Source organism: Planctomycetaceae bacterium (assembly GCA_041398825.1).
In the GTDB taxonomy this organism is placed as follows: domain Bacteria; phylum Planctomycetota; class Planctomycetia; order Planctomycetales; family Planctomycetaceae; genus F1-80-MAGs062.
The window spans coordinates 22632-35503 of sequence record JAWKTX010000026.1 but is presented as its reverse complement, the minus strand read 5'-3'; the positions used below and the strand labels follow the sequence as shown (position 1 = coordinate 35503).

At 55.2% G+C, this 12872-nt stretch carries 12 protein-coding genes; 4 read left to right on the top strand and 8 right to left on the bottom strand.

Annotation, left to right across the window (positions count from 1 at the left end; all coding sequences use genetic code 11):
* From R3C20_25855 to R3C20_25820, 8 genes are all read right to left on the bottom strand, one after another.
* Positions 1-737, bottom strand: a 737-nt coding sequence (locus R3C20_25855) for an ROK family protein (protein MEZ6043931.1), incomplete at its 3' end; no start/stop codon positions are given.
* 5 nt (positions 738-742) lie between these two features.
* Positions 743-1960: an HRDC domain-containing protein gene (locus R3C20_25850; protein ID MEZ6043930.1), complete on the bottom strand. Its 1218-nt coding sequence runs from the start codon at positions 1958-1960 to the stop codon at positions 743-745.
* Positions 1961-2534: 574 nt separating this feature from the next.
* The gene (locus tag R3C20_25845) at positions 2535-3629 is read right to left on the bottom strand and encodes a GTP-binding protein (GenBank protein MEZ6043929.1); all 1095 of its coding nucleotides are present in this window, start codon (positions 3627-3629) and stop codon (positions 2535-2537) included.
* Positions 3630-3873: 244 nt separating this feature from the next.
* A complete protein-coding gene (locus R3C20_25840) occupies positions 3874-4221 on the bottom strand; it encodes a metalloregulator ArsR/SmtB family transcription factor (protein ID MEZ6043928.1) in 348 nt (115 codons plus the stop codon).
* An 87-nt stretch (positions 4222-4308) separates the two neighbouring features.
* Entirely contained in the window at positions 4309-5427 is a 1119-nt protein-coding gene (locus R3C20_25835) for an ArsI/CadI family heavy metal resistance metalloenzyme (GenBank protein MEZ6043927.1), read from the bottom strand.
* 2 nt (positions 5428-5429) lie between these two features.
* On the bottom strand, positions 5430-6836 hold the full coding sequence (locus R3C20_25830; GenBank protein ID MEZ6043926.1) for an MFS transporter: 1407 nt from the start codon (positions 6834-6836) through the stop codon (positions 5430-5432).
* Positions 6837-6842: 6 nt separating this feature from the next.
* Positions 6843-7628 (bottom strand): phytanoyl-CoA dioxygenase family protein, encoded by a 786-nt coding sequence (locus R3C20_25825; protein MEZ6043925.1) that lies wholly within the window; start codon positions 7626-7628, stop codon positions 6843-6845.
* Positions 7629-7671: 43 nt separating this feature from the next.
* Positions 7672-8724, bottom strand: a complete 1053-nt coding sequence (locus R3C20_25820; protein ID MEZ6043924.1) for a DUF1559 domain-containing protein — start codon at positions 8722-8724, stop codon at positions 7672-7674.
* A gap of 396 nt (positions 8725-9120) precedes the next feature.
* Here R3C20_25820 and R3C20_25815 point away from each other — a divergent pair, with 396 nt between their 5' ends.
* The 4 genes from R3C20_25815 (at position 9121) to R3C20_25800 (ending at position 12864) form a co-directional block, all read left to right on the top strand.
* The gene (locus R3C20_25815) at positions 9121-9654 is read left to right on the top strand and encodes a hypothetical protein (GenBank protein ID MEZ6043923.1); all 534 of its coding nucleotides are present in this window, start codon (positions 9121-9123) and stop codon (positions 9652-9654) included.
* Between the two features lie 419 nt (positions 9655-10073).
* The gene (locus R3C20_25810; protein ID MEZ6043922.1) at positions 10074-11174 is read left to right on the top strand and encodes a DUF1559 domain-containing protein; all 1101 of its coding nucleotides are present in this window, start codon (positions 10074-10076) and stop codon (positions 11172-11174) included.
* Positions 11175-11267: 93 nt separating this feature from the next.
* Positions 11268-11774, top strand: a complete 507-nt coding sequence (locus R3C20_25805; GenBank protein ID MEZ6043921.1) for a hypothetical protein — start codon at positions 11268-11270, stop codon at positions 11772-11774.
* Between the two features lie 40 nt (positions 11775-11814).
* Positions 11815-12864 carry a hypothetical protein gene (locus R3C20_25800; protein ID MEZ6043920.1) on the top strand — a complete coding sequence of 350 codons (1050 nt, stop codon included), beginning with the start codon at positions 11815-11817 and terminating at the stop codon, positions 12862-12864.
* Positions 12865-12872: the final 8 nt, after the last annotated feature.

Below are 12872 nucleotides of genomic sequence, written 5' to 3'. Positions count from 1 at the left end.
TTGTCACCGTGTTCGGCTTCTTCAGCAATGATCAGCGGCGAAATGGCCGTTGACTCGTTGATTCTTTGCTGGACGCTGCTGGTTCGCCCCGATTCGATGGCTTCTTCGAACATTTTCAGCAAAGCGGTTGCGCTGCAATAGGCTTCGCCCGTTCCATACTGCCCCGTGGGGCAAAGCCGACCATCATCCATCTCGATGATTGTGTGGCCGCATTCTGCACCGTGAGAGTGTTCGCCTTCGATAATGAAGTCATCAATGATGATGCCGCTGCCCAGGCCCGTACCCAGAGTGAAGAAGATCAGGCTGTTGGCCTCTTTGGCAGACCCGGCCCAGTATTCTCCATAGGCAGCCGCGTTGGCATCGTTTTGCAGGACCACGGGCAACTGCATGGCATCGGCCACTCGCTGCCGCACAGGAAAGTCTTTCCATCCGGGCAGGTTGGGTGGATCGAGCAGCATTCCGGCGGGAATGTCCATCGTGCCGGGAGTCGCAAGGCCGACTGCGTGAATGTCTGCTGGTGACAGATCGGCATCGCGGATTGCCTTCATGGCAACCTTGTGCATCTGCTGCACTCCGTGATCCGGTCCTTTTTCAGATTCGGTGGGAACACTGCTGGTGGAAATGACAATCCCATTGTCATCAACAACACCTGCTTTGATGTTTGTTCCACCAACATCGATCCCCAGAAAACGACGGTCAGAACGATTGGGGCCAGCATTCATGGTAGGGTCAGCCATCTTCTTTATGACGCATCTTCAAACAACAGTGGGGTCGGTGAATCGGCCGGGGCGACCCGAAAACTCATCCGTCCGTCAAGCACTTTCTTAAGCAGTTCGCCGCAGACATCGCCACGCCAGCCCGTTAAAAGCCTTGCATTGACCTCGCCTTCATGAAAACGAACGCAACGAACCAGTTCCATCAGGTCCCGATTCGTCCCGACCAGGGTCTGAGCGATTTCCAGTTCGGCACACCGGTTCGCGAGCGCGAGTGCGAGCAATTTAGAAATGACCTGGTCATCGGACGAAGTTTCTTCGCGGCGGTTCTTCATGCGTTTGGGTAACTGATCGTCAGAAAGGCGGTTGACGTCTTCAATGACGGCAAGCATGTCGTCGAGTCGTTTTCGATATTCCGGCCGATTCAGGTCGCGTGTGGCCAGAGCCTGTTGCGCTGTTTTGGGGCGACGTTTTGCCAGGTCAATCAGAAGATCATCTCGCAGAATCCGTCGGGCAGGACGGTTGCGAAATGCTGCTTCTTCTTCCCGCCATTGTGCCAAACGCTGGGCGGCTGCCAGTTCGCGGCGTGGCAGTTTGTGAATCCCCGTGAGTCGTTCCCAGGGCTGTACGCGTTCTTCCTGCTGAATATCGTTGATCATCCGGTCGAATTCGGCCCAGGCCCAGTCCAGTCGGCCTTTTTTCTTCAGCCATGCACTTTGAGTTTCCCAGATATCAAGCACAAACGAAACGTCTTCCAGGGCGTATTCAATCTGCTCCGCGGAAAGCGGCCGACGCAGCCAGTCTGTTCGTGTCTGATTGCTTGCAACACGTTTGCCGAGCACCCGTTCGACGATACCGGAATACGACAGGGGGTAGCTTCGGCATCGCAGGCCTTCCGCGATCTGGACATCGACCAGTTTTTGGGGAGGGCGACCGCTCTGCTGAAGGCAAAATCGAATTTCTGCCTGACCGCCATGCACGACAACTGTGGTGGAATCGTCCGCCATAATGTCCCACCAGGCAGCCAGACTGGGGACATCCAGAGGGTCAACTGCGACGCAGCGTTCGCGAGTTGCGAACTGCAACAGACCAAGTTCCGGGCGGTAGCCGGAATCGGAGACAAATTCAGTATCGAAGGCGACAATCCCGCTGGCTCGGATGTGCTCGCAAAGATCCAGGAAATCTTCCTGATAACGAATGATGGACGACTGCATGGAGATGTCTGACAAACGGACGACTACTGGCAACGCGTATCCGATTTTGCGCAGAGCATTGTCGGCAGACGTGTTGGGGGCGTCCAACGGCCAGGGCAGATTCCGTAGCTGCGGTCGACAGACGGTTGTGAAAGCATCTGGCGACGGTAGCTACGAGGTAGAATTCCGGCGTCGAATTCCCGCAAAATGATTTGACCGGGATGTTAACATTCCTCCGGTTCCCGCGTCAGGTCGAATTTTTCAATTCGAATTCAAAAAACACGGGCTAAAAGTCCGTTTTCTGTCGGAATAAGCGGTCATCAGTACCGTCAGCCATCGCGGCCGGCCCAGCTTTGACGGAATTGTCCGCCGTAACGGGCGACTTTCGTGCTGGCTGTCTCTGCCCCGATACGCTACCTCCGACCGTGCGATCCCAAAGACACGAGCTCTGACAGTCGAAACACACCAGGCATCAGCAGAAGCATTGGTAAGTGGCCTTCGCCCAGATGGATCAGTTGGCCATCCATGATCCGGGGGCGTTAACTCATCGTCAGGTTGTCTCGCGAGTTGTTACACGCCAGTGCGAGTTCCATGGGGATTGCAGTCATCGGTTTGCTGGTCACCGTCTTCATTCCACGATGCGATGCGTAGGAACAGGTCGCCCCGGTCGAAAGCTCTGCAGGGAAATCACTTTGTGTGAAAGCATCATTTTTAAACAGACAGCCGCCAGTTCTTCGCGGACGATGTTTTCCAGTTCGGCAGGGTCGGTGGCCACTCGGGCATTCACCACAACATTGGCGGCCTGAGTCTTCGTGGATGCTCCCAGCGACAGTTCCGGACCGGTCGCATTGCTGACCAGATTGGCAACTGCATAACTGCCATCACACAATCCAATTACCTTCAGATGAGCGGCCTCTGCCGCAGACGCCAGTAGTCGCGCGTGCAACCGACCGATCAGGTCCATCAGCAGCAAGTCCAGATCGAAGTCGACCGAGGAAGTCACTTCCACCTGACTATTCAGCCAGCCAAGTTCGGCTTCGCCTTCGGCGTAGACGTCGTAGTCCACTTCCATGACCCGCCGACCAAACGCGCCACGCTGTTCCAGCATCGCAATCAGCGAATCGAAACCATCACCGGTTCTGGCCGAACACCTCAGGACCGGGCGGCCAGGGTATTCGGTTTCGATCAAAGTCTGCAGTTCGGCCACCTGCTCGGCAGATAGTTCGTCGACGCGATTGATGACAACAAAGTCAGCTTCTTCAATCTGCTTGCGAAAGATGTAATTGGCCTTTGGCGAAAATCCGCTGCTGCTGTCACCCTTCAGAATTCGAAGGCCATGGCTGGGTTTCAGGATGACACCATACGGAGCAATATCCAGCGGCACCCCATAGACTTCCGTCAGTGGCCGAATGACAGTCGCCACCAGATCCGTGCAGCTTCCCACCGGCTCAGCCAGAATGATTTCAGGCAGTTCGCCTTCGCCCAGTCCTTCGACGGTCGATGTCAGGGCATCAAAGTTGCAGCAGAAGCACGAACCAGCCACTTCGCCCACATCAAATCCCTGAGACCTCAGGTTATGGGTATCCACCAGGTCTGTTGTCTGGTCATTGGTGACAATGCCGACTCGCCTGCCCTGCCCCATAAAATGCTGTGCCAAACGCGCGACCGTTGTCGTTTTGCCCGCACCAAGAAAGCCTCCAACCATGATGTAAACTGGTTTCATTTTGTCTCTTCTGCTGAGCCGTGTTTATGGTTTCTATTGAGCGTATTTGCCTCACCCGCGGCCGACAGGCCAGGTGGTACGCAACTGTCTAATTTTCCGTTGAAGAATCGCGACGGGCACGCTGGACAGCTGTAGACCGTCGTGTTTTCAGGTCTCTCGCTCGGGCAAGTTCTGATTTCCAACAGGCTGACTAAGATAGGACCGGGCCTTTCGGCTACGTGTGAAACGCTGTGTGATTCCCCTGCTATGCGCGATCCGGTACTTCCAGGCGGCAGCAGCCCAGGTCCAGGAACTTCGAACCCTTCCTGGCTGATGTCATCACATCCGAATGCAGCCGATAGTACATGAAGCGCCCTTCCCGACGCACTTCGACCAGACTGGCGTACTTCATAATCTTTAGGTGATGCGAAATAGTGACAACTTCTGCTTCCAGGAACTCAGCGATATCACTGACCGTCATTTCGCCGTACCGCAGAGCATCCACGATGCGCAGCCGATGAGGATCACCGAGCGCTTTGAGCCTTTCTGCACAAAAGTCTGCCTGAAATACGTCCTGCGTTGCCATCGTCTGCACATCCTTTGACGTATGCACATCTGGTTATTCTTATGAACGTTCGGATTTTATCGACATCTGCACGCGAAACAATCGACGAGCTGACGTTTTGGCATTCCGCATGAATCAAACGCCACAAGTACCTGTCACAACCGTTTCGGGAATGACGGTAAAGTTGTCGGCAAGTCCCTGTTCCTGAAGTTCGTGCCAGCGCCAGGCTGAGACAGACACCTGTATTCCTCGACGCCAGACATATCCTTCGTCATCTTTAATTTCGGCAAACGGGCCACGATAGATCAACGCGACCATCGCGGCCTGTTCTGATGATTTAGCCGATGGCTTAGCCGCTCTTACTTTGGTTTCTCGCAATGCCTGACCGTCGGCCTGAAAACAGGCGCCCGAACGAAACGTGATCAGTTGCTGGTCCATAAACCCCGCATCGGTCACAAACTGCATCAGCGACGATCGCACCGGGACGAACGTCACACAGGCCGCCGGGCCTGGCAGATTCAGATCGCCTTCAATCGCCGATTCGCAGGTCAGCACGTGAAGTTCCAGGTGTCCCCCCGGACGCAGGGTTTCGAATGCCTGCTGTAGAATATTTATGATCTGTAAGTCCGTGACGGGTACATTGAACGTGCCGCGAAGGAGAATTTCGTCACACGCGGTTGCGGGAAACTGCACTTCACTTCCCATGCGATGTTCGTACACCTGCGGCGCGACTTCGGCAAGTGAGCAACGACCGGCGGACTCCGCTTCGGAAGTGTGTCCCGTCATCTGATCCATTGTCTGACCCTGCCCACGATGATCGATGTCACCGTCCAGCACATAGAACTCCCAAAGTCGGCCGTCGGGATCGTGTACCCAGAATTTTGTTTGCCGAGCGTAACAGCATTCCACCCCGTCTTCTCGTTGAGTCGAAATGCCAGCGGCTTCCAAACGTTCCTGAGCGCTGACCAGATCGGCGACGGTCGCGAACCGGAACCCCGCGTGATTGAAGGAGCCCTGGTCGCCAGGCAAGCCGGGTTCCAGTGACAATACCAGAGGCGGGAAATCAAGTTCAAACTTGGCATAGTCCGACCGATGCTTGGCCGGTGCAACTCCGAACACGCGCTGGAAGAATTCCACCAGTCGATCAATGTCCGACACATTCAGAGACAGATGAAACCGAGCGGCAGCTGGCGATTGCTCGGCTTCGGTTACGGGCACGCTTTCAGCAGGCGACGATTGAATAACTGCGGCCATGGTTATGACTCCTGAGGAACAGATTGGTAATTGAACACAGAACGGGTCGTGGAAGACAAATCGCGTGATGCTTCGCCCTCAGTTTCCGGCAACGCGATGAGCCACGACCAGATCGCGAATGCTATCGATACCGCAGAAATGCCCCAAAATGCGGGCTGATAGCTGCAGAAATTTGCAAAGCATTTGCCGAACACCAATGGCCCGACGGCGGAAAACACAACTGTCAGCATTTGGGCCAGTGACTGGATTTGGCCCAGATGTTTCTGTCCGAACACCTGGCCCCAAACGGTAAAGAACAGAACAGTCGTTATGGTTCCGGAGACTCCCATCGCAGCTCCGTACAGCGTGATGCCGATGGTACTACGAATCGATGGAAGCGCAAACATACAGACCGCCTGCAACATCAGACCAACGGTCAGCATTCGATTAAGTCGACAGCGTTGTCCCAGCCACCCAACCGGCAATTTGGCCAACAAACCGACAGTGCCCGTCAGCGTGATCAGGTTGTAGAAAACATCTTTGGGAAATCCCTGAGCGGTCAACACCGATTCATTAAACAGTGACAACCCGGAACTCATCAGTCCAACCAGCGAAATGGAAAGAGCGAACACCCAGAAGGCTTGAGTTCTGAGCGCAGCCGCGGTTGTCATGCTGTTTTCAACCGACATTGTTTTGATCGGATCGATGCCCGTCGAACAGCAACTCGCCATCTCCGTATTATCTGAAACGGCACGGTCGGGATCGGAGTTAGCGGATCCGATGGTTGTTTTGGACTTGCGTTCGGCCGATCGTTGCGGATCACGAACAGCGAACGCGCAAACCACAGCGAACAGCACCAGCAGATAGCCCATGCCGCTCCAGACAAGTCGCCAGTCGGCATCAGCCCACGGCTTTGCCAGTTGAGCTGCATAGGCGAATCCCAACGAGAGCAACAGCGAATAGACGGCCATCGATAAACTCAGCCGTCCCGTAAACCACTTGCCGACCATCGTAATACTGATAACCGACAACGCGCTTTGACCGAAGCCTCGAGTCAGCACAATGGCCGCGGAAAACTGAATCGGGCTGGTCAGGCGAGTCATCCACAACACGGTCGCTGCCAAAGCAGCCACGGTAAAGGTCAGCGAAATTCGCAGGCCAAACCGATCAATCATCCAGCCGCACGGCAGACAAAACAGGCCTCCCAGCAGTGTCCCCCACAGGTTGATACGACTGTAAGAGATGCGATCCAGCTGCAGAACCGGATCGTTCAGCAGGCGTTCGGTGATCATGCCCAGACCGTGCGTTCGACCGGGCAGCGTCGCCACCATCGCCAGCGCAGCAACGACAACCATCATCCAGGCGTACCGGTTTGAAGATGTTGCTGGCGATATCGTCGCGCCGGTGTGGGGCACTGCTGATTCATTCATGACGGATCACCGGAAATATGTTTCCTGAAAGTTGTGTTCCGAGTAACGTTTCCGCAGGTAGTCATGAAATTCGACATAATGAGCGTCACGCTGGTCGCCGCCATCGGAAGCAGCGTTGTAGCTGAGGTACAGTTGACGGCGCCAGCAATCGGACAGGTTGGCTGCCGATCGATGAGGCGTGAAGCCGTCGAAGATGGCGATGTCTCCGGGATCAAGAACCAGTGGAATTCGCTGAGCTTCATCGACAGTGTTGTCGGGCAGCCCGTGATACTGACCATCTTCGGGTGTGAGACATCCCTGCCTGTGATAGCCCGGAAAGACTTCGGTGCAGCCATTGCCTTCTGTGGACGCATCAATCGGAACCAGTACCGTCAGAAAGCTTCGAGGAAATCCGGGCCAGGCAATCCAGTCCTGATGCAACTCATAACCCTTCGTCCCAGGCTGCTTAAAGATCAGCTTGTCCTTGAACAAATACGCCCGTTCGCCGTACAGATCCTGCAGAATGTTCAGCAACCTTTGATCGTGTGCAAAGCTTTCGCACACAGAGCTTAAGTCAATTACAGGATCAAACGTTTCCCATAGACAGTCGACGCTGTCATGGGTTTCACGAAACCGACAACGCAGGTTGTGCTTGTCGATTAAGTCTTCCTGCTGAGTCAGCCGCCACGCCTCATTGGAAAGAGCGTTCATTTCGTCTGTGCGAAACACGCCTCGCACGATCACGTAGCCGTCTCGATACCATTGAGCGACATCGTCGGGCGTTAGTGAGACCAGGTTTTTTGTTTCAGGCATGTCTGATCCAATGGAGACAGAGACACGATGGAGTTGCTGCGACTTAAAACTCGCCGATCACTTCGCCGCCGGAACGAGTTCCCAGGGCACGCCAGATTCCTGCGTCGATGCTGTCGCTGATAAAGCGGCAGGAACCATCGCACAGTAAAAGATTCACTCCACCAACATGCTGACTTCGCGGTGCTTTCCAGCCGGATGCGATGTATCCCAGTGAAGCTGCTGCATTGGCCACGCAGTCATACTGTTTGCTGTTGGGGCCGTAGTAGTGGTTATACGATGCACAACGAATTTCGCCTGAATACCACGAAAACTGTCTCGGATCTGACTGATTGTAAGTCGTGGCGGCCGCGCAGTTTGCATCTGAGATACTGGTGCCAAACGCCAGATTGCGATAAGCCTTCTTTTCCGAAGCGGGCGGCGTCGCGGCTCCGGACACCGTGGGTCCCTCGCCCAGCAGACTTTCTGTCATCGCCGCCGTATTGCTGGAACCATCGGTGATGAACGCAAAGCGAATTTTGGAATCCGCAAAAAAGACGCCATCGGCGTTGTATGGCGATCCATGATTGACTCCGGTCGGATCGATTCCCGTTCCCATATTGGCACAATAGTTGGTCGGGCCAATTCCTTCGGTAACTCCCCAGTTGCTGGACACCTTCTGCGACGAATCGGACGGGCACAAATACAAAGGAACCAAAGTGGCCGCCGCCAGTCGATTGTTGGCATCAGGAATGATCCATGAACCACTAACGTTCTGGTAGGTTGGCGACTCCAGATTGAGCAACCCATAAACAGCCGTCTGTTCCAGAAACGGAGTCAGATAGGCCATGACTCCCCAATTGCCCTGCGAATAGCCAATGTATCCGCCGGACCCCGGTCGACCGCCGGGAATCAGATTCGGTGGGAATGTATTGTGGACGTCATGATAGTTGTGCAGAGCGATGCCGAGTTGCTTGAGGTGGCTCTTGCACTGTGTCCGCCGAGCCGCCTCGCGAGCCTGCTGGACAGCCGGCAGCAACAGCGCAATCAGGACAGCGATGATCGCAATGACCACAAGAAGTTCAATCAGAGTAAACCCCGATTTTCGTTTTTGCAACATCTGAATGTTCCTCTATGCCTTGTTGAATCTGACAGCAAAGTTTCCTGCGTGAGCAAAGGGGGCAGGCGCCATGTCGTTGACGCAGGCGACCGGGTAGGCGGTTCACGGAAATGCGATCCTTCGAATCCAACCATCAGACGTTCTCATGATGGTTAGAGTATCAGTATGTTGAAAGATTACAATGTTGAAAGATTGCAATCGATCCATCGAACCTGAACCGCGGTCAGATTTCATCGCGGACTACCAGTGCAGATGCCCCGACAGAGTCCGTTGCGGGAATCGTCGAAACGGATCCATGCAATCCAACGCGATGAACTTTCGATTAACATTTCGCATTTCGGTCGTCCTCGCGACGCTCCGCATTGCTTCGCGTTGGCCCGTTGGTACGATCTCAGCATGTCACGACGTCGGACAGGTCAGGCGATCGTTGTTGCGCTGGTTGCATTGTTGCTGGTTGTGACACTGTTTATCAGCCCTGGGTTTCGCCATGCGCACGAAAACGGTGACGAAAGCCACTCTCATGCGAGAAACTCAGGTTCTGCAAACCACGGCGCGCACCGGCATTCGCATAGCGAGCACACGCATTCGCATGGCGGGCACACGCATTCGCATAGCGGGCACACGCATTCGCATAGCGGACATTCTCACAGCCACGAGCATCGGCGTGAAGCGGATGACGCAGCGACGGACCTGGCATCCGGAGAGTTGTCGGAATCCCACAGTCATATTCACATCAGCTTTCTGTGGTTTGAACTGACGTTGCCGGACTGGAAGGGGGGTGACGATTCACCGACGCTCGTGAGGCCTGCGGAAGCCAACGCGGCAACTTCGGATGTTGTCGTGATCAGCAGTCCATTCAGTATGGCTCGGCTTGTCCATTTGCTGCTGCTGTCGTTTGGTCCGCTTCCGGATATCACGCGAACCTGGTAGACCGTCAGTCCAGCTACGGTTTATTTCCGTCCGGCACGCTGGACCAGAGACTTCCTGACGATGTTCCGGTTCCTCCTGCGGAGTTGAGCTGATCGCTGTCCGGAGAACCGACTCTGTTCGAGCAATACGGCTGGCAGCAGCGGGTCTCTCTGAAACTTCTATTCTTCCAACACTCGGCGTCAGGTCGCTCGTGTGATTTGTGTTCGTTCGTGCGCCGCATTTGTGGCTTCGCGGACGCCGCTTCATGTCGACGTTTACGTCCTCTTATGCTGAGTGCTGTCGTTGGTCCTGCCGACACAGACGAGATCGCATATTCCCCTGTCAGCGTCTGGATGGACAGCGCGGCATCTTGAGGAAACTATGTCTGTTTCAAATTCGGGGCCTCGCCGCGAGGCTTCACACTCATTGAATTGCTGGTGGTGATTGCGATCATTGCCATTTTGATTGCGTTGCTGCTGCCGGCGGTGCAGCAGGCACGCGAGGCCGCTCGTCGATCGAGCTGCAAGAATAATCTGAAGCAACTGGCTCTGGGGCTGCACAATTACGAATCCACCCACGGGCTTTTGCCGCCTGGATATCTGCACAAGTTTGATCCGGCGGGTTCCGGAGCAAATCACATGGGTTTTGCGTGGGGCTGTATGATTCTTCCGCAACTCGAACAGAAGAATCTGTATGACCAGTTCAACTTCAACATTCCGGTATTTGATGTCTCGCAGTTGATTCCGCGAGAAGCTCATTTGTCCGTGTTTCTGTGTCCGTCTGATCCGTATTCAGAAGGGCACTTCGTGGTACGGGATGACACCGTCAGCCCGATTGAGCAATACGGAGCGGCCAGTTATGCGGCCAACTGGGGGCCTTCAACAGCGACGGTGAATCTGGATGACACGCCTCTGCAGAGTAGAGGTGTGTTTTATCGCAACAGCCGTACAAAGTTTCGCGACATCACGGACGGACTCAGCAACACATTGTTCCTCGGCGAACGCACCAACGGTCCTCTGCCTGCGACAACGGCGGGTGGCCATCAATTGTTCGAAACCGCCTGGGCCGCCGCGGTCCGGGAGGTGACCGATCTTACCGATGATCACGGGCACATGGTTCTGTTCGAAACACAGTTCCGTCCGAATCAGCCTGGCACTGATGACAAAGGACTGTCAGCTCCGCATACCGGCATCGGCCAGTTCGCCATGGGGGATGGTTCCGTGCGAGCCATCAGTGAGAATATCGACGAGAATGTGTACAACGCTCTGGGCACTCGTGCAGGAGGCGAAGTGATCGGCGAGTTCTGGATGATTCCCCGATTCCCCGATTCAGAGTATCAGACGGGCGAGCAGACGGATCAGCCAGCCGTGATTGCGGCTCAAATTGTGCCGTTCGCCAACGTCGCCGCTCGACTCGTTGCCGTATCACTCCTGACCGAAAGAAGTCCCACACTGGCAAACTTCGGCGTTGGAGAGGCCACGTCTGAGGAATCGACGACGTCCCAGAGGGTTATGTGGCTGCTTGCGCACTCAAATGGCTGAGCCAACGTGAAAGAACCTACGTCCGTTAGAAAACGGACTCAACGCGTAAACAAATTTCCTGTTCCCAGGAAGTCTTAACACAGGGGTGGTCGAATGAAATCTGCTCTTCGTTGTCTGGTATTGAGTGTCGCCGTGCTCGCGGCTGGCTGTGCCGACAGTGATCGACAACAAACTCCGGTGGGTGGCGTGCCTGCTGAAATGTCGGATGGGGCTCACGGGCACAGTCATGCGGAAGGTGATGAACGGGTTTGGGTCAAACAGGATGTTGAAGTGAATGGTTATCTCGTCCAACTCGGGCATCATGGAGATCATTTTCACATTGGTGATTCGATTGAACCTGCGGCTGCAATCAGCAAGGATGGCGTCGACGTGTCGGATGCCGTTCTTTTCAACAGCGTCGTTGCCTGTGCCGACGAAAAAGTGCTGGTTGAGCAGGTTCCGATGGTCTTCGAACCCAGATCTGATGCAGAACCCGCGCACTACGCTCAGGGAAGTCTGGTCATCCCGGAAACTGACCAGGCTCTTTGCATCAGGTTTCACATCACATTCCCCGGGGCCGATGATGCTGTCGACTTCAAAATCGAACTCGACGCTCACTGACGAATGATTCTTCCATGACTCCCTGCTTACGAGGCTTAAAATGACTTTCGCAAGAATGAATTGCAACCTGTTGTGGCTGGTCGTACTGATTGGTGGCGCCGGGTGCTCTCAGCCGCAGCTCCCAACACCGCAGTCGAATCAAGCCGAAACCTCAGGGGCAGAATCGACGCCGAAGGATGTTGCCGATGCGTCATCGGTCGACGCCCTGCCGGTCAAACTTGTCAGTCAGCACCTTCCCAATCCGGTGCGATTGCATCCGAAAGTCATTTCCGGAGGACTGCCCGAAGGAGATGCCGCGTTTCAGGAACTGGCCGATCTGGGGATCAAAACGGTCATCAGCGTTGACGGCATGACGCCCGATGTTGCGACGGCCAAACGACATGGGCTGAGCTATGTGCATCTGCCGCACGGCTACGATGGGATTCCCAGCCAGCGGATTAACGAACGGGCCAAAGCCGTTCATGATCTTCCCGGCCCGATCTATATCCATTGCCATCATGGCAAACACCGCAGTCCGGCGGCGGCAAGTGTGGCGTGTGTTTCGGCCGGACTGATTCCCCCGGAAATGGCTGTCTCCGTTCTTGAACTCGCCGGAACAAATCCTGGCTATCGCGGTCTGTTTCAGGCGGCTCAGGAAGCAGCGCCGTTCGAGCAGGCTCTGTTGAATGAATTGCATGTGGAGTTCCAGGAGGTCCAGAAAATCCCCCCGATGGCCGAAGCCATGGTACATCTGAGTCACGCGGCCGATCACCTGAAGTTGATCGCGGAAGCCGGCTGGAAATCGCCCGCCAATCATCCTGATCTGGAACCGGCTCACGAAGCTCTGCTGCTGCGGGAATTGTTCACCGAAATGCTGCGAACGGACGAAGTAAAACGGCAGCCCGATGATTTTCAGCAGTGGCTGCAAGACTCCGAAGCCGCCGCGCAGGAACTCGAAGCGCAGCTCAACATGTGGAACGATGCACGCCAGTCGTCGCCATCGCCCGCTGCACCACCAGCGGAACTCGGCATGCAGATGGAACGCATTCTGGCCAACTGCAAGGCCTGCCACGTGTCGTATCGCGACGTGCCGTTGAGTGAAAAGCCGTAGGATAAGTT

Bases quoted from the DNA above. Each gene is read 5' to 3' on its own strand.
- R3C20_25845 (MEZ6043929.1), bottom strand. From the start codon at position 3,629: ATGAAACCAGTTTACATCATGGTTGGAGGCTTTCTTGGTGCGGGCAAA.
- R3C20_25835 (MEZ6043927.1), bottom strand. From the start codon at position 5,427: ATGGCCGCAGTTATTCAATCGTCGCCTGCTGAAAGCGTGCCCGTAACC.
- R3C20_25830 (MEZ6043926.1), bottom strand. From the start codon at position 6,836: ATGAATGAATCAGCAGTGCCCCACACCGGCGCGACGATATCGCCAGCA.
- R3C20_25825 (MEZ6043925.1), bottom strand. From the start codon at position 7,628: ATGCCTGAAACAAAAAACCTGGTCTCACTAACGCCCGACGATGTCGCT.
- R3C20_25820 (MEZ6043924.1), bottom strand. From the start codon at position 8,724: ATGTTGCAAAAACGAAAATCGGGGTTTACTCTGATTGAACTTCTTGTG.
- R3C20_25815 (MEZ6043923.1), top strand. From the start codon at position 9,121: ATGTCACGACGTCGGACAGGTCAGGCGATCGTTGTTGCGCTGGTTGCA.
- R3C20_25805 (MEZ6043921.1), top strand. From the start codon at position 11,268: ATGAAATCTGCTCTTCGTTGTCTGGTATTGAGTGTCGCCGTGCTCGCG.
- R3C20_25800 (MEZ6043920.1), top strand. From the start codon at position 11,815: ATGACTTTCGCAAGAATGAATTGCAACCTGTTGTGGCTGGTCGTACTG.